We start from the raw sequence: 21,259 nt of genomic DNA, 5'->3' as shown, positions 1-21,259 counted from the left end.
GCTGCGGCGTCAGCCGTTGACCCAGCGCCGTTGTTGCGCAGCGCGTTCACGCAGGCCCGCCAGCTGGTCGGCGACCCGCACCGGCGCGGTCCCGCCGCGGGCGTCGCGGGAGGCCACCGAACCTTCGACGGTGAGCACCTCACGCACCTGCGGGGTCAGCTCGGGGCTGATACCGGCCAGTTCGGCGTCGGTCAGCTCGTCCAGGCCGACACCGCGCTGCTCGGCGACCTTGACCGCCGCGCCGGCGGCCTCGTGCGCGACCCGGAATGGAACTCCTTGGCGCACCAGCCATTCGGCGATGTCGGTGGCCAGGGTGTAGCCGGCCGGAGCCAGCGCGGCCATCCGCTGCGTGTCGAACACCAAGGTGCCGACGAGACCCGCGGTGGCCGGCAGCAGCAGCTCCAGCTGGGCGGCCGAGTCGAACACCGGCTCCTTGTCCTCCTGCAGGTCCCGGTTGTACGCCAGCGGCTGCGCCTTCAGCGTGGCCAGCAGGCCGGTCAGGTTGCCGATCAGCCGGCCGGACTTACCGCGGGCCAGCTCGGCGATGTCGGGGTTCTTCTTCTGCGGCATGATCGAGCTGCCCGTCGACCAGGAGTCGTGCAGCACGGCGTAGCCGAATTCCGTTGAGCTCCACAGGATGATGTCTTCGGCCAGCCGGGACAGATCGACACCGATCATCGCGAACACGAACGCTGCCTCGGCGGCGAAATCGCGTGCGGCGGTGGCGTCGATCGAGTTGTCCGCGGCGGCGACGAAGCCGAGTTCGGCGGCGATCGCGTCCGGGTTCAGGCCCAGCGACGAGCCGGCCAGCGCCCCCGAGCCGTACGGGGAGACCGCGGCGCGGGCGTCGAAGTCGACGATGCGGTCCACGTCGCGCAGCAGCGGGTGGGCGTGGGCCAGCAGGTGGTGCGCCAGCAGCACCGGCTGCGCGGACTGCAGGTGGGTCTTGCCGGGCATGATCGCGTCCGGGTGGGCGGCGGCCTGGTGTGCCAGCGCGTCGACCACATCGAGCACCCCGGCGGCCACCCGGCGCACCGCGTCGCGCAGCCACATCCGAAACAGGGTGGCCACCTGGTCGTTTCGCGACCGTCCGGCGCGCAGTCGGCCGCCCAGGTCCGCGCCGACCCGGTCGATCAGGCCGCGTTCCAGGGCGCCGTGCACGTCCTCGTCGGTGACCAGCGGGCCGAAGCTGCCGTCGGCGACGTCGTCGCCGAGGCTGTCCAGTCCGGCCAGCAGGCCGTCACGCTGGTCGTCGGTGAGCAGCCCGGCGCCGTGCAGCACCTTGGCGTGCGCCTTGGACGCGGCGACGTCGTAAGGGGCCAGCACCCAGTCGAAGTGGGTGGACTTGCTCAGCGCGGCCAGCGCCTCGGACGGGCCCTCGGCGAAGCGCCCGCCCCACAGTGATCCCTCGTTGGTGCTCACCCCAGATCCCGGCGGGCGGAGATCTTCGAACTGAGCCCGTGGATCTGCACGAAGCCACGGGCCGCGGTCTGGTCGAAGGTGTCGCCCTCGTCGTAGGTGGCCAGGTTGAAGTCGTACAGCGACTCCGCGCTGCGCCGGCCGTTGACGATGATGCTGCCGCCGTGCAGCACCAGCCGGATGTCACCGGAGACGTGCTGCTGGGTGTCCTCGACGAACACCTCCAGCGATCGCTTGAGCGGGCTGAACCACAGGCCGTCGTAGGTGAGCTCGCCCCACTTGCGGTCCACGCCGCGCTTGTAGCGGCCCAGTTCGCGTTCCAGGGTGACGTGCTCGAGCTCGGTATGCGCGGTGATCAGCACCATCGCGCCCGGCGCCTCGTAGATCTCGCGGCTCTTGATGCCCACCAGCCGATCCTCGACCACGTCCAGGCGTCCCACGCCCTGGGCGCCGGCGCGGGTGTTGAGCTCCTGGATGATCGCCAGCACGGACAGCGGACGTCCGTCGATGGCCACCGGCCGGCCCTTGTCGAAGCTGATGATCAGCTCGTCGGGGGCGTTGAAGTTGACCGTCGGGTCCTCGGTGTAGTCGTAGACGTCCTTGGTCGGAGCGTTCCACAGATCTTCGAGGAACCCGGTCTCCACCGCCCGGCCCCACACGTTCTGGTCGATGGAGAACGGCGAGCGCTTGGTGACGTTGATCGGGATCGCGTTGTCCTCGGCGAACTTGATCGCCTTCTCCCGGGTCCAGGCGTAGTCACGCACCGGGGCGATGACACTCAATTCCGGTGCCAGCGAGGCGAATCCGACCTCGAAGCGGACCTGGTCGTTGCCCTTACCGGTGCAGCCGTGCGCGACGACGGTGCCACCGTGGCTGCGAGCAGCCTCGACCAGGTGCTTGACGATCAGCGGCCGGCTGATGGCCGAGACCAGCGGGTAGCGGTCCATGTAGAGCGCGTTGGCCTTGATGGTCGGCAGGCAGTAGTCGTCGGCGAACTCATTGCGGGCGTCGACCACGACGGCCTCCACAGCACCGCAGTCCAGGGCCCGCTGGCGCACCACTTCCATGTCCTCGCCGCCCTGGCCGAGGTCGATGGCGACGGCGACCACTTCGCGGCCGGTCTCCTTGCCGATCCAGCTGATCGCCACCGAGGTGTCCAGGCCACCGGAATACGCCAGGATGACGCGTTCGGACATCGAGATTCTCCTTGTTCGTGCGGGTGTTATTGCAGGTCTTTGAGGGTCGCGGCCAGTTCGCTGCCGGTCATCGGCTCGCGTGCCGCCACAAAGATGGTGTCATCCCCGGCGATCGTGCCGACCACGTACGGTAGCGCGGCCCGATCGATGGCGCTGGCCAGGTAGTCCGCGGCGCCGGGCGGGGTGCGCAGCACGGCGAGGTTTCCGGTGGCGTCGGTGGAGACCAGCAGCTCCCCCAGCAGCCGGCACAGCCGCTCGGTGCCACCGGTGACCGCGCGTACCGGGCTGCCGTCTTCAGGCACCACGTACACCCCGGCGCCCCCGTCGACGCCGCGCAGTTTCACCGCACCCAGCTCTTCGAGGTCGCGCGACAGGGTGGCCTGGGTGACGCCGATGCCGCCGGCAGCCAGCAGCGCGGCCAGTTCGGTCTGACTGTGCACCGGAGCCGACGACAGCAGCTCCACGATGCGGGCCTGGCGGCCCACCCGGGTGATGTTGCTGTCGGGCTTGGTCATCGCGACCGGTCCAGCAGCCACACCAGCAGCGCCTTCTGCGCGTGCAGCCGGTTCTCGGCCTCGTCCCACACCGCGCTGCGCGGCCCATCGATCACCGCGTCGGTGATCTCGTCGCCGCGGTGTGCCGGAAGACAGTGCAGCACAGTCACTTCCGAGTCGGCCAGCGCGACGAGTTCGTCGTTGATCTGGTAGGGACGAAACGGCGCGACCCGGTCCAGGCCGTCGTCTTCCTGACCCATCGAGGTCCAGGTGTCGGTCACGAGTACGTCGGCGCCGGTGGCCGCTGTGGCCGCGTCGGCGGTGAGGGTGACCGAGGCGCCGGTGTCGGCGGCGCGTTTCCGGGCGGCGGAGACGACGGCGGGGTCGGGGGTGAAGCCGTCCGGGGCGGCGACGGTGACATGGACACCGGCCGTGACGCCGCCGAGCATCAGCGAGTGCGCCATGTTGTTGGCGCCGTCGCCGAGGTAGGTCAGCTTGAGTCCCTTGAGGGCGCCCTTGCGTTCGGCGATGGTCTGCAGGTCGGCCAGCACCTGGCAGGGGTGGAACTCATCGGAGAGGGCGTTGACGATCGGAACCGTTGCGGTGGTGGCCATCGCGGTCAGCCGGTCCTGGGCGAAGGTGCGCCAGACGATCGCGTCGACATAGCGCGACAGCACCTGCCCGGTGTCCTCCAGTGTCTCGTCGCGGCCCAGTTGGGTTGACCGGCCGTCGACGACGACGGCGTGCCCGCCCAGCTGCGCGATGCCGACCTCGAAGGAGAACCGGGTTCGGGTGGAGTTCTTGTCGAAGATCACCGCGACCCCCCGGGGGCCTTCGAGCGGCCGGCGGCTGAACGGCTCGGCTTTCAGTTCCGCTGCCAGCGAGAGGATCTCAGCCTGCTCGGCCGGCGTCACGTCGTCGTCGCGCAGGAAGTGGCGGATCACTGTGCAGCCTCCTGGGCGGTGTCGAGGATGCCCGGCAGGGCGGTGAGTAAGGCGCCGATCTGGTCGTCGGTGATGATCAGCGGCGGGGCGAGCCGGACCACGTCGGGCGCGGCGGCGTTGACCAGGAATCCGGCGCCCCGGGCCGCCAGTTCGACGGCCTTGGCCTGCGGTGCGGTCAGTACCACGCCCTGCAGCAGACCCTTGCCGCGGACGTGGTCGACCAGCGGGTGGCCCAGTTCCTCGATGCCGTGGCTCAGGGTCTTTCCCAGCACCCCGGCCCGGGCGATCAGGTCACCGTCGGCCAGCGTTTTGAGTACTGCGCACGCGGCGGCGGTGCAGACCGGGTTGCCGCCGAAAGTACTGCCGTGACTGCCCGGTTGCAGCAGATCCCCCGCCGCGCCGACGGCCACGCACGCCCCGATCGGCAGGCCGCCGCCCAGACCCTTGGCCAGCGTGATGATGTCGGGGATGATGCCGTCGTGCTGGTGGGCGTAGAACGCGCCGGTACGCCCGATGCCGGTCTGCACCTCGTCGAGAACCAGTAGCGCGCCGTGTGCCGCGGTGATCCCGCGGGCCTCGGCCAGGTAGCCGGCCGGCGGGACGACGACGCCGCCCTCCCCCATGATCGGCTCCAGGAACACTGCTGCGGTGTCCGAATCCACGGCGGCAGCAAGAGCTTTGGTGTCGCCGTAGGGCACGTGGGTGACGTAGCCGGGCAACGGCTCGAACGGCGCCTGCTTGTCGGGCTGGCCGGTCAGCGCCAGCGATCCCATGGTCCGGCCGTGAAATGCCTTCTGCGCGGCGACGATCTTGGTCTTGCCGGTGAGCCGGGTCATCTTGAAGGCCACCTCGTTGGCCTCGGTGCCCGAGTTGCAGAAGAACACCCGCGCCGGCGAGCCGAGATGGCCAGTGAGCGCTTCGGCCAGTGCGATGCCCGGTTCGGTGGCATACAGATTCGAGGTGTGCCCCAACGTGTTCAGCTGGGTGGTGACGGCCTCTATCACCGCCGGGTGCCGATGGCCGAGCACGTTGACCGCGATGCCGCCGAGGAAGTCGACGTAGCTGTTGCCCGCGTCATCGGTCACCACCGCGCCGTCGCCGCTGACCAACGCCAGCGGCGGGGTGCCGTAGTTGTTCATCATCACCGCTTGCCAGCGGTCTTGCAGGCTCACGCGTTCACCACCTTGGTTCCGGTGCCGGCGTTGGTGAACAACTCGACCAGCACGCAGTGTTCGACCCGGCCGTCGATGATGTGAGCGCTGGGAACGCCACCGCGCACGGCGCGCAGGCAGGCTTCGACCTTGGGGATCATGCCGGATTCCAGCTTCGGCAGCAGCCCGGCCAGTGTCGCGGTATCGATCTCACTGACCAGCGACTCGCGGTCGGGCCAGTCGGTGTAGAGGCCGTCGACGTCGGTGAGCATCAACAGCTTCTCGGCCTGTAGCGCCTCGGCGAGCGCGGCCGCGGCGGTGTCGGCGTTGATGTTGTGCACCACCCCGTCGGGGTCGGGAGCCAGCGTGGAGACCACCGGAATCCGGCCTGCGGCAATCAGATCCAAGACCGCGGCGGTGTTGACCTGGTCGACGTCGCCCACCAGGCCGATATCGGTGGCCACCCCGTCGACGGTGACGCTGCGCCGCACCGCGGTGAACAGTGCCGCGTCCTCACCGGTGATGCCCACGGCGTAGGGCCCGTGGGCGTTGATCAGGTTCACCAGCTCGCGGCCCACCTGGCCGAACAGCACCATGCGCGCCACGTCGAGTACTTCCGGTGTGGTGACCCGGAATCCGCCCTTGAAGTCGCCTTCGATGCCGAGTTTGGAGAGCATGGCGCTGATCTGCGGCCCGCCGCCGTGCACCACCACCGGGTGGATTCCGCAGTTGCGCAGGAACGCCATGTCGGCGGCGAACGCGTGCTTGAGGGTGTCGTCGGTCATCGCGTTGCCGCCGTATTTGACGACGACGACCTTCCCGTGCAGCTGCTTGAGCCACGGCAGGGCTTCGGCCAGCACCTGGGCTTTGATGTCGGTGGTGATCATGAGCTATACGCCGAGTTCTCTTCGACGTAGGCGTGGGACAGGTCGGTGGTGCGCACCGTGGCGCGACCGGCACCCTGGTTCAGCTCCACGGTGACGGCGATGTCGGCCCCGGACAGGTCGACCTCCCGGGCACCCGGCATCGGTGCGCCCTCGCTGAACACCGCAGAACCGTTGAACGACACCGTGATCGCATCGGGGTCAATGGTGAACGGCACCATGCCGACGGCGGCCAGCACCCGGCCCCAGTTCGGGTCGGAGCCGAACAGTGCGGTCTTGACCAGACTGTCGCGCGCGATACAGCGGGCGGCGACCAACGCGTCGTCGTCGCTGCCCGCGCCGGCCACCGTGATCGTGACCCGCTTGGTGACACCCTCGGCGTCGGCCTGCAGCTGCGCGCACAGGTCATCACAGGCGGCCAGGACGGCGGCCTCGAGTTCCTCAGCGCTGGGGGTGATCCCGCTGGCACCCGAGGACAGCAGCAGCACCGTGTCGTTGGTGGAGCAGCTGCCGTCGATGTCGAGCCGATCGAAGGTCAGCTTGGTGGCCCGCCGAAGCGCCTGGTCGAGGGTGGCGGCGTCGGCTTTGGCGTCGGTGGTCAGCACCACCAGCATAGTGGCCAGCGACGGCGCCAGCATGCCGGCACCCTTGGCCATGCCGCCCAGCGTCCAGTTGTCCTTGTGGTGCAGCGCAACCTGTTTGGGCACGGTGTCGGTGGTCATGATGGCGCGGGCTGCTTCGTCGCCGCCGACCAGTCCGCCGGCCATCTCCTGCACGATCTCGGTGACCCCGGCCAGCAGCTTGTCCATCGGCAGCCGGTCGCCGATCAGGCCGGTGGAGCAGACCGCCACCTCCACCGCGCCGGTTTCGGTGCCCCACTGGCTCAGCGCGGCCGCGACCGCTTCGGCCGTGGTGTGGGTGTCCTGGAAGCCGCCCGGGCCGGTGCAGGCGTTGGCGCCGCCGGAATTGAGGATCACCGCCTTGAGCCGGGCGCTTTTCAGCACCTCTTGGCTCCACCGAACCGGCGCGGCCTTGACCTGGTTGCTGGTGAACACCCCCGCGGCCGCGTAGTCCGGCCCCTCGTTGAACACCAGCGCCAGGTCCGGATTGCCGGAAGCCTTGATACCGGCGGCGATTCCGGCCGCCCGGAAGCCCGCCGGCGCGGTGACACCCTGCTCACGCAGCAGTCTGGTCTCGGTCACGGCGCTACTCCCACGGTCGAAAGCCCTTCGGCCTCAGGCCAGCCCAGCGCCAGGTTCATCGCCTGCACCGCGGCGCCGCCGGTGCCCTTGACCAGGTTATCGATCGCGGCGATCGCGATGAACGTCGAGGCGTCCTCGTCGACGGCGATCGCCAGGTGCGCGGCGTTGCTGCCGATCACCGATCCGGTCTTGGGCAGCTGTCCTTCGGGCAGCAGGTGCACGAACGGCTCTGTCTGGTAGGCCTTTTCATAGGCGGTCCGCAGCTCCGACAGGGATGCCGTGGTCTTGGCGGTGCAGGTGGCCAGGATGCCCCGCGAGGTGGGGATCAGCACCGGGATGAAGGCCACCGTGACGTCGCGATCGGTGAGCGCCCGCAGCCCCTGGCCGATCTCGGGGGTGTGCCGGTGGGCGCCGCCGATGTTGTAGGCCCGTGCCGAGCCGATCACCTCCGAGCCGAGCAGGTCGACCTTGGCGGCCTTGCCGGCGCCGGAGGTGCCGCTGACGGCGACCACGGTGACGTCGGGTTCGATCAGGCCGGCGGCGACCGCCGGGAACAGTGCCAGCAGGGCCGCGGTGGGATAGCAGCCGGGCACCGCGATCCGCCGGGCGTTCTTGAGTTTGTCGCGACCGCCGGGCAGCTCGGGCAGGCCGTAGGGCCAGGTGCCGGCGTGCGCCGAGCCGTAGAAGCGTTCCCAGTCGGTGGGGTCGTCCAGCCGGAAGTCCGCGCCGCAGTCGATCACCACGGTGTCGTCGCCGAGTTGTTCGGCCAGTATCGCCGAATGTCCGTGCGGCAGACCGAGAAACACCACGGCGTGCCCGGTCAGGGTGTCGACGTCGGTTGATTCGAGGACGCGGTCGGCCAACGGCATGAGATGCGGGTGCTGCTCCCCCATCAGGCTGCCGGCGTTGCCGGCGGCGGTCAGCGCGCCGATCTCCAGCCGGCCGTCGGCGTAGGCGGGATGCCCCAGCAGCAGCCGCAGGATCTCGCCTCCGGCGTAGCCGCTGGCACCGGCCACCGCCACTTTGATCGCTTTGGTCACTCGGCGATTCTGCATGATTATGCATTTATAAGCAAATTAATTAGGTATCTCCCCCGCGAGCGTGCAGGAAGGTCCCGCCCCGACCTGCGTTTTACCGTACATTTCTGCACGCTCGGCGCAAATTAGCCCCGCTCCGCATCCCGGTAGGCCTCCAGGAGCCGCAGCCACACCTCGCTGATCGTCGGGAAACACGGCACCGCATGCCAGAGCCGGCTGATCGGCACCTGACCGGCGACCGCGATGGTGGCCGAATGCAGCAGATCCGCGACCCCGGGGCCGACGAACGTCACGCCCAGCAGCCGCTCGTGTTCGGCGTCGACGACCATGCGTGCCCGCCCGGTGTATCCGTCGGCGTGCAGCTTGGCCCCCATCACCGCGTCGCCGATCTCCACGTCCACCACCTACACCCGGTGGCCTGCCTTGTGTGCCTGCTCGGCGGTGAGTCCGACCGCGGCGGCCTCGGGGTCGGTGAAGAAGACCTGCGGCACGGCGTGATGGTCGGCGGTGGCGTCATGAATGCCCCACTGCGCGATGTCCAACGGCATCCCAGCGGCCCGGGCACCGATGGCGTCGCCGGTGATACGCGCCTGATATTTACCCTGGTGGGTCAGCAATGCGCGATGATTGGCGTCGCCGCACGCGTACAGCCAGCCGTCATCAATCGCCTTGACCCGGCAGGTGTCATCGACGTCGAGCCAATCGCCCGGGGTCAGTCCCACCGATTCAAGCCCGATGTCATCGGTCAGCGGTGCGCGGCCGGTCGCGAACAGGATCTCGTCGACGTCAAGCGCGCTGCCGTCGGTCAGCTCCAGGCGCACCGGGCCGTCACCTGCACGCTCAAGCCTGGCGACCGAAACCCCGGTGCGCACATCGACACCCGCGTCGGTCAGCCCGCGAGCGACGTATTCGCCGACGAACGGCTCCATCCGCGGCAACAGCCCGGCCCCGCGCACCAGCAGCGTCACCGCTGCACCCAAACCCGCCCAGGCGGTGGCCATTTCGACGCCCACTCCACCGGCGCCGACCACCGCGAGCCGCCCGGGGACCGAACTCGCCTCGGTGGCTTCACGATTCGTCCACGGGCGGGCTTCGACCATGCCGGGCAGATCAGGCAGGACCGCCCTGGTCCCGGTGCAGACCACGACGGCATGCCGGGCGGTCAGGATCACCTTGCCACCATCGGTGGTGACGACCACCCGTCGCGGCCCGTCCAGCCGTCCGTGGCCGCGCACCAGCGTCGCGCCGATCCCCTCGATCCAGTCCGCCTGCCCGGCGTCGTTCCAGTCCCCGACAGAGTGATTGCGGCGCACGAAGACCGCGGCGGCGTCGATCCGGGAACTGGCGGCTTCACGGGCACCGGCAACGCGGCGGGCGTCGGCGATCGCGAGCGCCGGCCGCAGCAGGGCCTTGCTGGGCACGCATGCCCAATAGGAACACTCGCCGCCGATGAGTTCGCGTTCCACGATCGCCACGCTCAATCCGGCGGCCCGGGCGCGGTCGGCGACGTTCTCGCCGACCGGTCCGGCGCCGAGGACGACGACGTCATAGGTTTCGGCCCGTTGCGTCATGGAGTCGACTCCTCTCGAAATGCCGTGGCGAGGAAGGCGCGGATCAGTGCAGTGACCTCGGTCAGTGCGGACTCGAGCAGGAAGTGGCCGCCGTCGAGCAGGTGGATCTGGGCGGCCGGCAGGTCTTCTGCAAAGGCTTCCGCACCCGCCGGACCGAAGATCTCATCACCGCGACCCCAGACCGCGAGCAACGGCACCTGGCTGGCCCGGAAGTAGTCGTGCAGCTGGGGATACATCGGTGCGTTGCTGGCGTAGTCCCGGAACAGTTTCAGTTGCACCCGATCGTTTCCGGGACGCGACAGCAACGTGTAGTCGTGCCACCAGGATTCGGGGTCCACCAGAGTCTCATCGGCCACTCCGGTGACGTACTGCCATCGGGTGGCCTCGAGAGTGAGGAACTGCCGGACCGCGGCCTCGCTCTCGGGGGTCTGGGCAAACTGGTAGTCCCGCACCGTCTTCCAGAAGCTCTCGACAAATCCGGCGTCGTAGGCGTTGCCGTTCTGCGTGATGATCGCGGTGATCGATTCCGGGTCATCCAGCGCCAACCGCCATCCGATCGGTGCGCCGTAATCCTGGACGTACATCGCGTAGCGGCGGATTCCCAGGGCTCGCAGCAAGCTCGCGGTCAGCTCGGTGAGGCCGTCGAAGGTGTAGTCGAAGTCCTCGACGGTCGGGGCGTCGGACAGCCCGAAGCCCAGGTGGTCCGGCGCGACGACGTGGTAGCGGTCGGCGAGCAACGGCACCAGGTTCCGGAACATGTATGAGCTGGTCGGAAAGCCGTGCAACAGCACCACGGCGGGCGAATCAGGCTCCCCCGCCTGGCGGAAGAACATCCGGTGCCCGTCGACGGTGAGGTAGCGGTGATGAACGGCCGCCATGTGCGATCCCTTCGGGAGACTCCCCCGCACCCCGCGGTCATGCGGAGCCGTGCCACCCAGCATGCACCCGCACAGGGTTTCGCAACAGGCCGCTACGGAATGCGGCTGGCTCGGTGCAGCCCGCACTCCGCGGAAGTGCGTATACCGAGGCGGTACAGCACCAGGCTCGCCGGACACCAGCCCACGGATGCGTCGAGGAGCAGACTGGCGCCCACAAAGCCGGTCAGGATGAGCCACAGCGGGCCAAAGAGGTACGCCAGCGTTGCGCTGGTCAGCACCACGGTCCCCGCCATCAGATGCAGAACACGCTCCAAGGGCCACCCCGGTGGGCGCGGCGGCTTGAAGGTCACCCGTTCAGTTCCAGTAGCAGCTTGGTCGCATTCCATCGGTGCATTCCCTCGTGTCCGCGGCCGCACTGGACCGCACTGCGTATACCCGCTAGGGTATCAAATATACCCCAGCGGGTATTACCGGATCTTGCCCCGGACCGCGGTTGAGCCAGACCCGCACCGAACCACCGATGGAAGGAAGCACCCATGCCGCACGCCCCCGTCGCAAAGAAACTGCTCATCCTCGGAGCCGGCGTCGGCGGCTTGAGCGTTATCAAGGAGATAGCCGAATTCGGCTCGGCAGCAGCAATACTCGACAAGATCGACATCACCATCGTCGACGAGGACTTCTCCCATTTCCTCGGATTCACCCTGCCGTGGGTCATGCGAGGCTGGCGGGCACCAGACAGCGTGCCGATCCGGCCCACCGAGGCCGCACTGAACCGGGTCAACCGGGTCACCGGCCGAGTCAGTGCCATCGACCCGCAGCGGCAACAGGTCACCCTCGATGACGACACCACGCTGGAGTTCGATGCCCTGATCCTGGCCACCGGTGCACACAACGCCGTGGATCGCGTGCCCGGGCTGACCGACGCGGTGACCACAGGGGTGGCGGTTCACTACTACGACCGGGACGCCGCAGCCGAGGCGCACCGTGCCCTGAGCGGCTTCACCGGCGGGCGACTGATGTTCCTGGTGACCTCACCGGTCTATCGCTGCCCGGTGGCTCCTTACGAGGGCGCGATGCTTGCCGCCGACCTGCTGGAGACCACGGGTGCACGAGCCGCCACCGAGATCACCGCCTACACGCCCGAAGTGCAACCCATGCCGTCCGCCGGCCCCTACGCGGGGGGCGAGCTCGTCGAGCTCCTGCGGCAGCGTGGCATCGCATTCCACGCCGAACATCAGGTCGCCGCCGTTGACGCAGCGCGCCGGGTAGTCACCTTCGACAACGGCACCGAGGCCGGTTTCGACTTGTTGATGTTCATCCCGCCGCACCGCCCGGCCATCACCATCGGTGACGAGGACTGGATCAGCGTCGATACCGCCACCATGGCAACCCGACATCCGGGCATCTACGCGATTGGCGACACCACGACCGTCACCACGCCCTGGGGTCGATCGTTGCCCAAGGCAGCGGCGTTCGCCCGCAACGGCGCGGTGTCGGCGACCCGCAGTGCCCTGCACTATCTGGGGATCCTCGACCGCACCGAGGAACTCTCCGGACAGGGCTACTGCTATCTGGACACCGGGGCCGGCGCGTCGTCGCGGGGCGCGGGCGACTTCTTCGCCGAGCCCCCCGAGATTCACCTCAGCAGCCCATCGGCGGAACTCAACCGCCAGAAGAGTGACGAGGAACACCAGTGGCGTGCGCTCTGGGAGACCGAACGCCCTGTGCTGCTGTAGTTGTCGCTCGGCATCAGGGCATGAGACTCGTCAGAACCCCGTCGAGGTCCGGGATCGGGCTGATGTCGGGCACTGTCGCGATGTCCGCAACTCCGGCAGAGTCGAATGCGCTGCCCAGGTCGCCTGTCGCACTGGAGTCCAGGATCGGCATCACGGCACCGAGATCCAAGTCAGGGGCTGCACCGTCTCCCAGAACTCCCACTCCCTCGGCAACGGCAGGATTGCCGTCGAAGCCAGAAAACTCAATATGCGGAATGGTAGCCAACCACATTGGCACGAATATTGAGGCAAGCCCTATGACCGAGAAAATGGGGCCGATTATGGGAAGCTCCGCTGCGGCATTGATCAGCATGAACCAGGCGCCGACGCCGTTACCGGTTGTCAGCTCGTCCCACCAAGCCTGCCAAAATTCCGGGTCCAGGTACAGAGGGAGGACCATGTCGGCGGGGTTCGGCTGCTCGGAGCCGAGATCGGCGGTGGACACTCCGACTCCTGCCGTCCACGCACCGGCGACCAACGCATCGACCGAGCCGACTAAGTCGATGCTGTCCACGGCAGCAGCGAGTTCGACCCCGCGATAGCCGACAGTGGGTTCGGCCAGGGGCGTGACCTGAATCAGGACGGCGCCGATCACCGCGACGCCAAAGGTGACCATGGGACGAATTGCCAATTGCATGATCAGCTCCGTTCACCGGCTGCGAGTTGAACCAGTGAGAATCGTCACTCGCATTCGCTGCGACCAGCTCAGTAGAGCTCCACTGCAATATCTGCCGGATTCGACGGGAGCTACTTAATTGCGGGCCTGAACCCGCCTTGCGAATTCCTCAACTGATCCGCAGAGGGGCCGGGTGCATTTGCCGATCCCCGATGGCCCGGTCGGCCGTCGGTGGTACTACGTGGCTCCTCTGCGGCGCGGGAAGTGTTACCCCCGCAGCGCGGCGCCGACGGCGTCGCCGGCGCAGGCGACGGCGGCGTCGCGGGCCGCACTCGCCTCGTCCTCGGTCAGCGTGCGATCGGCGGCTCGAAAGCGCAGCGCGAACGCCAGCGACTTGCGGCCCTCGCCGACCTGCGGGCCGGTGTAGACGTCGAACAGCGCGACGTCCTCCAGCAGCTCACCGGCGCCCTCACGAACCGCGTCAGCCACCGATGCGGCGGTCACCGCCTCATCGACCACCAGCGCGACGTCCTGGAACACCGCCGGGAACGGCGACACCCGCGGCGCAGGCAGCGCCGCGCTCACCGGGATGGCATCCAGGTTCAACTCGACCGCACAGGTGCCCTTGGGCAGTCCGGCGCGTTCGATGACGGCCGGATGCAGCTGCCCGGCGTGCCCGATCACGGTGTCGGCGATCAGCACCTCGGCGCAGCGGCCCGGATGCCACGGCAGGTATGCCCCGGCGCGCAGCGTCACCTCGACACCGGCGGCGCGGGCGATCACCCGGGCGGCCTCGATGGCGTCGGCGGCGTCGGCCGGCCGGCCCGGGCCCCACGGGCCACGCGGTTCGGCCAGGCCGGTCAGCGCCACCGCGATGTGTTGCGGCTGACGCGGCAAGGCGGCATCGATGGCCGCGATCTCGGCGTCGGTGGGACGCCGGACGGGCGTGACGGCCGGGAACTCGGCCGGGCCCGCCGACTGCACCACCTGGGCGATCGCGAACAGCGCGACGTCGCTCATGCCGCGGGACACGTTGCGCCCCAAGGCTTCCAGCAGCCCGGGCAGCAGGGTGCTGGCCAGCTGCGGCCGGTCGGATTCCAGCGGATTGAGTACCGACACCGTGGCGCGGCGCGGGTCGTCGTCGGGCAGGCCCCAGGTGTCGAACACCCCGGCCGGCAAGAACACCGAACCCAGTACCTCGACGTAGCCGGCCAGCGCCAGTGACTTGCCGATCGCACGGCGGCGCCGCTGGGCGGCGGTCAGGCCGCGCCCGGCCGGTGCGGCGGGCAGCACCGACGGGATGGTCTCCAGCCCCTCCAGCCGCAGCACGTCCTCGACCAGGTCGGCGGGCTGGCGCAGGTCCGGCCGCCAACTCGGCGGGGTGACGGTCAGCACCTCGGTACCCGTTACCGCACAACCGATCTGGGTCAGGCGACGCACTGTGGTGCCCTGCGGGTAGCTCACCCCGGCGAAGCGGTCAGGCAGGTCGGCGGCGATCTCGATGGGCGCCTGACTCCAGTCCTGAACCGCCGGCTCACCGCGCCAGTCCGTCAGGCTCGGTTCGACGACTCCCCCGGCGATTTCGGCGAGCAGGGTCGCGCAGCGGTCCAGCACGGCCACCGAGATGGCCGGGTCCACGGAGCGTTCGTAGCGCCGCGCGGCTTCACTGGGCAGGTGCAGCCGCCGCGCGGTGCGTGACACCGCCGCGGGGTCCCAGATCGCGGCCTCCAGCAGCACATCGGTGGAGTCGTCCCGCATTTCGGTGCTGCCCGAGCCCATCACGCCGCCGATCGCGGCGGTGGCCACGTCGTCGACGATGAGCACGTCGGCCGCATCCAGCTTGCGCTCGACGTCATCGAGGGTGGTGACGGTCTCGCCGGCCGCGGCGAAACGGACGCCGAATCCGCCGGTGATGCGGGCCCGGTCGTGGGCGTGCATCGGGTGGCCGAGTTCGACCATGACGTAGTTGGTGGTGTCGACGGCCGGGGAGATCGCCCGGATGCCGCACAGCGCCAGCCGGCGTTGCAGCCACCAGGGCGAGACCGCCGCCGGGTCGATACCGGTGACGCTGCGCAGCGCGAAGCGGCGCACCCCGGTGCCCGGTTGCACGCTCAGCGGCCAGGCCTCGCCCTCGGCCGGCAGCGCCGGAACCGCAGCGGGATCGACGAAGTCGATGTCCAGGGCGCAGGCCAGGTCGCGGGCAAGACCGCGCACCGACATGCAGTAGCCGCGGTCCGGGGTGATCGCCAGCTCGTAGACCACGTCGTCGAGGCCCAGCACCTCACGGGCGTCGGCGCCCGGCTCTGCGGTACCCGCCGGCAACACCAAGATGCCGGAATGATCGGTGCTCAAACGTATTTCCGACGCCGAGCAGATCATTCCGTCGGAGGTGCGGCCGTAGGTCTTGCGGGTGGCGATGGCGAAATCACCGGGCAGCACCGCTCCCGGCAGCGCCACGGCCACCAGATCACCGACCGCGAAATTGGTGGCGCCGCACACGATGTCACGCGGCTGCGCTTCGCCGACGTCGACACGGCAGGCCCGGATGGGTTTCTTGAACTCGGTGAGTTCCTCGATCTCGACGACCCGGCCGATCTTGAACGGGCCGGTGACCGGCCCCAGGGTGTGTACGTCCTCGACCTCGTGGCCGACCCGCAGCAGCGCCTCCTCCATCTCCTGCGCGGAGATGTCGAAACCCGTTGCGCCCGCGGTCAGTACCTCGCGCAGCCAGCTGTAGGGAATACGCATCAGGCACCCACCCCGAACGGCAGGGAGAACCGGACATCACCTTCGACCATGTCGCGCATGTCGGGAATGCCGTTGCGGAACTGCAGGGTCCGCTCCAATCCCATCCCGAACGCGAAGCCGGAGTATTCGTCCGGGTCGATGCCCACGGCGCGCAGCACGTTGGGGTGCACCATCCCGCAGCCACCCCATTCCACCCAGCCGGGGCCGCCCTTTTTGCCCTCGAACCAGATGTCGACCTCGGCCGACGGTTCGGTGAACGGGAAGAAGTGTGGCCGGAAGCGGGTGCGGGTGGCCGGCCCGAATTCGGATTGCGCGAACGCGTCCAGGGTGCCGCGCAGATGCGCCATGGTCAGGCCGCGGTCCACCGCCAGCCCCTCGACCTGGTGGAACACCGGGGTGTGGGTGGCGTCGAGTTCGTCGGTGCGGAAGGTGCGGCCGATCGAGACGACGTAGACCGGCAGTTCGCGGGCCAAAAGCGCCCGGATCTGCACCGGCGAGGTGTGGGTGCGTAGCAGTTGCCGCGACCCGGCCGGGGCGATGTGGAAGGTGTCCTGGTCGCTGCGCGCCGGGTGGTCGACGGGGAAGTTCAGTGCGTCGAAGTTGAAGTGCTCGGCCTCGACCTCGGGGCCTTCGGCCAGCTCCCAGCCCATCGCGACGAAGGTGTCGGCGACGTGTTCGGCCAGCATGGTGATGGGGTGCCGGGCGCCGACGCGGGTGCGCGCCGACGGCAGCGTGACATCGATACGCTCGGCGACCAGCACGGCGGCGTCACGTTCGGCACGCAACTCGGCCAGCCGCTGGTCGTAGCCCTGCTGGGCGGCGCCGCGGGCGGCGTTGATCCGCTGGCCCGCATCAGCGCGGTCCTCCTTGGGCAGGCCACCCAGGGCCCGCCGCGCCAGCGCCAGCGCCGCCTGGTCACCCAGGTGCTCGGTTTTGGCCCGCGCCAGGGCGTCCAGGTCCGCGGCGGCGGTGAAGGCGTCTCGGGCAGCGCTGACCGCGACGGCCAGGGCTTCCTCGGACAGATCGACGGGCTGATCGGCCACGCGGCGACGTTCTCCTCGAGTGCGCAGGTCGGACTGCGACACGGGCGTGACGCAAGTGCCGATCTTATCGACCTGACGGCGAAAGCCCCGCACGCGGTGGGGCGTGCGAGGCTTTCGTCTGCCGTGCTAGCTGGTGCCCTCGTCCGTGCTGGGCGAAGTGATCTTGGCACCGGGTGCACCACCGGCGGTGCCTTCGCCGCCGGTCGTGGTGGTGGGAGCCGTGGGCGCGGCTCCGGCCGTGCCCTTGTTGGCGCCGGTCGCACCGCCGGTGCCACCGGTGCCGCCGGTGCCGCCCTTGGTGGAGCCGGTGCCGTTGCCGCCGTTGCCGCCCTGACCGCCGACGCCACCTTGGGCTGTGGTGGCGGAATCGGTGCTGCTGCCACCCGCGCCGCCCGCGCCACCGTTGCCGACGATGACTCCCTGGCCGTTGGTCGGCGCAGTTCCGCCACCGGCGGTGAGGGAACCGCCCTGACCACCTTCGCCGCCGGTGCCGCCGTTGCCGCTGGTGCTGCTGCCGCCGGCGCCGCCGGCACCGCCGTCGTGGGCCCGCCAACTTCCGTCACCGCTGGCACCACCGTCGCCACCGTTGCCGCCGTTGCCGGTGGTGCCGGTGCCGCCTGCCCCACCATTGCCGCCGGTTCCACCGGAGCCGAACTTGTTGCCGCCGGAAATGCCAGCCGCGCCGGTACCGCCGTCGGTGCCGTTACCGCCGGTCACGCCGTTACCGCCGGCCCCACCGTTGCCACCGCTGCCGCCGAAGCCCAGGATCTGGCCCTTACCGGCCAGGCTGCCGTTGGCGTCGTTCCAGCCCGAAGCCGCAGCACCGTTTCCTGCGACGCCGCCGTCGCCACCTTTGCCGCTTGTGCTGGCGCCGCCGGCGCCGGCGTTGCCGCCGCTGCCGCCGGTGATGGTGCCCTGGCCGCCTTGCCCGCCATTACCGCCGATACCACCGTCGCCGCTGGTCGGGGCCGGGGCATCATCAGTGCCGGCGCTGACGGTCGCCGCGCCACCGGCACCACCGGCACCGCCCGCGCCACCCCAGATCACCCGTGTGCCTGCGCTGGCTGTGTCTCCGCCACCGTTGCCGCCATTGCCACCGGTGCCGCCGTCGCCTGTTGTCGCAGCCCCACCGGCGCCGCCGGCCCCACCGGCGCCGGACACGCCGAGTATGGTGCCCGCGCCGAACTTGTTGCTGAATCCGTCGATGCCCCAGGTGCCATCGGAATTCCAGCCGGTCGCGACCGCGCCGGCCCCACCGTCGCCGCCGATACCACCGCCGGTGGTACCACCGCCACCAGCACCACCAGCGCCGCCGGTGCCGCCATACTGGGTGCCAGTGCCGGCATTGCCGCCCTTGCCGCCGTTGCCGCCATCGCCATTGGTCGCGGCCCCACCCTTGCCGCCGGCGCCGCCACTGCCGCCCTTGGTCGCGGTGGTGGTGTTGGTGTAGTCGGGGTTGGTGGTGGGGGAAGCATTGCCGCCGTTACCGCCGGTGCCACCGTCGCCCTCTACCGTGCCGCCGGCACCGCCGTTGCCTCCGGCACCACCGTTGCCGCCGGTGGTCGCATTGCCGGTGTCCTTCGTGTCGTCGTCGTAGCCGACACCGTTGGCACCCGTGCCGCCATTGCCGCCGTTGCCGTTGGTACCGCCGTTGCCGCCGTCGCCACCGGCTCCACCGTTGAGGTGGAGGGAGTCGCCCTCGGCGCCGTCACCGCCATCGCCACCGTGCGCGCCAGGGACAACCCCTACGCCATCCGCGCCCGCAGTGCCGGCTACGCCACCGGTGCCGCCAGTGCCTGCTTCACCCGCAGCGCCGCCCGTGCCCACGGTGCCAGCCGTACCGACGTTGCCTCCCGTGCCACCGGAGCCGAAGCCATACTGGCCCTTCGAATCCCAGTCACCATCGGCGCCGTTGCCACCGTTGCCGCCCGCACCGGCTTGGCCGCCCGTACCGCCGGTGCCACCACTGCCGTTGGTTCCGGACTCGTCTGATCCGCCGCCGGCACCGCCTGCGCCGCCCTTGCCACCGTTGAAGCCGGTGCCGCCATTACCGCCATTGCCGGTACCGCCGTTGGCGAAGCTGCCTTCGGCTCCGGTCGAACCGGCGCCGCCGTTACCACCGTGGCCGCCGTTACCGCCGAGCCCTCCAGCACCGGTGCCAGCGCCCGCGCCGCCATTACCGCCCTGGCCGCCGTCGCCGCCATCGCTCGACTTGGACCCATTGCCGTCAGCGCCATTGCCACCGGCACCGCCGTTGCCACCGTCGCCGTCGCTGCCCACGAGCGCGGCACCGCCATTGCCGCCGCTGCCGCCATCGCCGCCGTATTTACCGTTGCCGCCGGTGCCACCGTTGCCGCCGTCCTCATGGCCCGCGACACCCGCGGCACCGTCACCGCCGTTGCCACCCTTGCTGGCCTCGGTGGGATCAGAGCTGCCCGAAGCGCCATCGTCGCCTTCGGTGGCGCCTGCGCCGCCGGCCGCGCCGCCGACCCCGCCGGTGCCGCCGGTGCCATTGGCACCGGCCTGACCGCCGTTGCCGCCGTTGCCGGTGCCGCCGTTCGCCCAGGTACCCGCGGCACCGTTGCCGCCATCGCCGCCCGCGCCCGCAGCGCCACCGGCGCCGCCGACCCCACCGTCGCCGTTGGCCCCGTCCGTGCCCGTGTCGCTTTGAGCTGCACCGCCTGCGCCACCGGCGCCGCCCTGACCGCCGTCGAAGCCGTGGCCACCGGCCTTACCGTCGCCGCCGTTGCCGTTCCCGGTGGTGAAGTCACCGGCCGCACCGTTGTCGCCCTTGATCCCGTCGTGCCCGGCGCCACCGGCACCACCGACACCGCCGGCACCGCCATTACCCGCGTCGGTACCGCCGGCACCACCGGATCCACCGACACCACCCGTGCCACCTACAGCGTCCGTGTAGGTGCCACCGACACCACCGGCACCACCGACACCACCGGTGCCGCCGTTGCCGATCTTGCCGCCGTCACCGCCTTCACCGCCGTGACCGCCGGTTCCGGCAGCCTGCGTGTCATCACCGGCACCACCTACGCCGCCAGAACCACCGGTACCACCATTGCCGCTCTCGCCGCCGCTGCCGCCGTTGCCGCCCAGGCCGCCCGCGCCGGCAACGTTGTCGGCGCCGGCGGCCAAACCGGCGCCGCCCGTACCGCCCTGGCCGCCATCGCCGTTGACCGTGCTGGCCGTGCCGTCGGCACCCTTCGTGCCGAACGTGCCACCGGAGCCACCGGCGCCGGCCGCACCGCCCGCACCACCCGAACCGCCATTGCCGCCGGTGCCACCGTTGAGGTGGTCGGCGTCGCCGGCCGCACCCGTGCCGCCTTGGCCGCCCTGTCCACCAGCACCGCCGTTACCACCCGCGCCACCACCGCCGAGCAGGGAGCTGGCGCTACCGCCCTTGCCACCGGTGCCGCCCGCGCTACCGACACCGCCATTGTCACCAAGCCCGTTGTTGGTGCCCCAAACACCAGCTATGCCAGCGGCGCCGGCCGTGCCCGCACCGCCGTCCCCGCCCGCGCCGCCGATGCCGAACAGCCAGCCGTTGGCAGCACCGCCGTCGCCGCCGTTCCCGCCCGCGCCGCCGTCGCCGCCCGCGCCGCCGATGCCCATGATCGAGCCGGCGAGACCGCCGGCACCACCGTTACCGACGGTGGCATCTCCGCCGGCACCACCGTTGCCGACCATCCCGGCGTTACCGCCGGAACCGCCATCGAAGCCGGCCCCGCCGTCACCGAACAACCAGCCGCCGTTACCGCCGTTGACGCTGTCCTCGGTGCCGTCCGCACCGTTGCAGATCAGGCCGCAGTAAGCGTCATTCGTGTTCAGCGAGTTGATCATCGTGAGGATCGACGCGTTGGCCGGATTCTCGATCCACGCCTCCATGGCCGTGTACATCGGCTGGTAGAACAGCGTGTTCCACAGCGCGGTCAGATCGAACGCGGACGAGCTGTCATCGGCGCTACCCGGGTCGGCGGGTCCGAACCACGAGCTGATGTCCCAGGTGCTGGAGTCCACGCCGCTGTTGTCCCACCACGGGGTCGCGTCCGGGGCCGGGGCGAACAGGTCGGTCAGCCAGTCGAAGTCGAGGTCGGCGTGCGCCGCGGGGGCCGCGGTCAGCGGGGCCATGCCGAACGCCAGGAACGCCGCCGCAGTGCCGCCGGCCCCCACCAACCGATTGGTGCCCTTACGGCGCTGCTCCCGACGCGACATGATTCCCCGCTTCTGCACTGAAGATGACCTGAGTGGACGACCCAGAAAGTTATGTTGCTCACGCAGCCTATTCCAAG

Annotated in this window: 15 protein-coding genes and 1 pseudogene; 1 reads left to right on the top strand and 15 read right to left on the bottom strand. The window is 69.9% G+C overall.

The features are described from left to right. Positions 1 to 9: 9 nt before the first annotated feature. The 11 genes and pseudogenes from argH to K6T84_RS11405 all read right to left on the bottom strand — a co-directional run bounded on the left by argH (position 10) and on the right by K6T84_RS11405 (position 11,126). A complete protein-coding gene (argH, locus tag K6T84_RS11455; RefSeq protein WP_225400207.1) occupies positions 10 to 1,422 on the bottom strand; it encodes an argininosuccinate lyase in 1,413 nt (470 codons plus the stop codon). Next, the gene (locus K6T84_RS11450) at positions 1,419 to 2,615 is read right to left on the bottom strand and encodes an argininosuccinate synthase (protein ID WP_224865508.1); all 1,197 of its coding nucleotides are present in this window, start codon (positions 2,613 to 2,615) and stop codon (positions 1,419 to 1,421) included. The genes argH and K6T84_RS11450 overlap by 4 nt, the downstream gene beginning before the upstream one ends. A gap of 26 nt (positions 2,616 to 2,641) precedes the next feature. Continuing rightward, the gene (locus tag K6T84_RS11445; RefSeq protein WP_224865767.1) at positions 2,642 to 3,130 is read right to left on the bottom strand and encodes an arginine repressor; all 489 of its coding nucleotides are present in this window, start codon (positions 3,128 to 3,130) and stop codon (positions 2,642 to 2,644) included. Continuing rightward, the gene (gene argF / locus K6T84_RS11440) at positions 3,127 to 4,053 is read right to left on the bottom strand and encodes an ornithine carbamoyltransferase (RefSeq protein ID WP_225400208.1); all 927 of its coding nucleotides are present in this window, start codon (positions 4,051 to 4,053) and stop codon (positions 3,127 to 3,129) included. The genes K6T84_RS11445 and argF overlap by 4 nt, the downstream gene beginning before the upstream one ends. Then, entirely contained in the window at positions 4,050 to 5,225 is a 1,176-nt protein-coding gene (locus K6T84_RS11435; protein WP_224865506.1) for an acetylornithine transaminase, read from the bottom strand. Before K6T84_RS11435 ends, argF begins: the two co-directional genes overlap by 4 nt. Next, complete coding sequence (argB, locus tag K6T84_RS11430; protein ID WP_224865505.1) at positions 5,222 to 6,091, bottom strand: acetylglutamate kinase; 870 nt, start codon at positions 6,089 to 6,091, stop codon at positions 5,222 to 5,224. The genes K6T84_RS11435 and argB overlap by 4 nt, the downstream gene beginning before the upstream one ends. Then, entirely contained in the window at positions 6,088 to 7,290 is a 1,203-nt protein-coding gene (gene argJ, locus K6T84_RS11425) for a bifunctional glutamate N-acetyltransferase/amino-acid acetyltransferase ArgJ (protein ID WP_225400209.1), read from the bottom strand. Before argJ ends, argB begins: the two co-directional genes overlap by 4 nt. Then, entirely contained in the window at positions 7,287 to 8,345 is a 1,059-nt protein-coding gene (gene argC / locus K6T84_RS11420; RefSeq protein ID WP_224865503.1) for an N-acetyl-gamma-glutamyl-phosphate reductase, read from the bottom strand. The genes argJ and argC overlap by 4 nt, the downstream gene beginning before the upstream one ends. A gap of 107 nt (positions 8,346 to 8,452) precedes the next feature. Next, a pseudogene (locus tag K6T84_RS11415) lies at positions 8,453 to 9,898 on the bottom strand (dihydrolipoyl dehydrogenase family protein). Further along, the gene (locus tag K6T84_RS11410) at positions 9,895 to 10,776 is read right to left on the bottom strand and encodes an alpha/beta fold hydrolase (protein WP_225400210.1); all 882 of its coding nucleotides are present in this window, start codon (positions 10,774 to 10,776) and stop codon (positions 9,895 to 9,897) included. Before K6T84_RS11410 ends, K6T84_RS11415 begins: the two are co-directional and overlap by 4 nt. Before the next feature lie 92 nt (positions 10,777 to 10,868). Then, a complete protein-coding gene (locus K6T84_RS11405) occupies positions 10,869 to 11,126 on the bottom strand; it encodes a YgaP family membrane protein (protein ID WP_225400211.1) in 258 nt (85 codons plus the stop codon). A 186-nt stretch (positions 11,127 to 11,312) separates the two neighbouring features. Between K6T84_RS11405 and K6T84_RS11400 the strand changes: the two genes are divergently transcribed. Next, positions 11,313 to 12,512 carry an NAD(P)/FAD-dependent oxidoreductase gene (locus tag K6T84_RS11400; protein ID WP_225400212.1) on the top strand — a complete coding sequence of 400 codons (1,200 nt, stop codon included), beginning with the start codon at positions 11,313 to 11,315 and terminating at the stop codon, positions 12,510 to 12,512. Between the two features lie 13 nt (positions 12,513 to 12,525). Here K6T84_RS11400 and K6T84_RS11395 read toward each other — a convergent pair whose 3' ends face one another. From K6T84_RS11395 to K6T84_RS11380, 4 genes are all read right to left on the bottom strand, one after another. Further along, positions 12,526 to 13,188: a hypothetical protein gene (locus tag K6T84_RS11395; RefSeq protein ID WP_225400213.1), complete on the bottom strand. Its 663-nt coding sequence runs from the start codon at positions 13,186 to 13,188 to the stop codon at positions 12,526 to 12,528. 246 nt (positions 13,189 to 13,434) lie between these two features. Further along, the gene (pheT, locus tag K6T84_RS11390) at positions 13,435 to 15,915 is read right to left on the bottom strand and encodes a phenylalanine--tRNA ligase subunit beta (protein WP_225400214.1); all 2,481 of its coding nucleotides are present in this window, start codon (positions 15,913 to 15,915) and stop codon (positions 13,435 to 13,437) included. Next, positions 15,915 to 16,958 (bottom strand): phenylalanine--tRNA ligase subunit alpha, encoded by a 1,044-nt coding sequence (pheS, locus tag K6T84_RS11385; protein WP_225400215.1) that lies wholly within the window; start codon positions 16,956 to 16,958, stop codon positions 15,915 to 15,917. Before pheS ends, pheT begins: the two co-directional genes overlap by 1 nt. Before the next feature lie 126 nt (positions 16,959 to 17,084). Next, the gene (locus K6T84_RS11380) at positions 17,085 to 21,182 is read right to left on the bottom strand and encodes a PE family protein (protein ID WP_304621262.1); all 4,098 of its coding nucleotides are present in this window, start codon (positions 21,180 to 21,182) and stop codon (positions 17,085 to 17,087) included. Positions 21,183 to 21,259: the final 77 nt, after the last annotated feature.

The organism is Mycobacterium zoologicum, from assembly GCF_020181635.2.
GTDB lineage: Bacteria > Actinomycetota > Actinomycetes > Mycobacteriales > Mycobacteriaceae > Mycobacterium > Mycobacterium zoologicum.
Note: the sequence above shows the minus strand (reverse complement) of the source record. Positions and strands in the feature narration are given on the sequence as shown.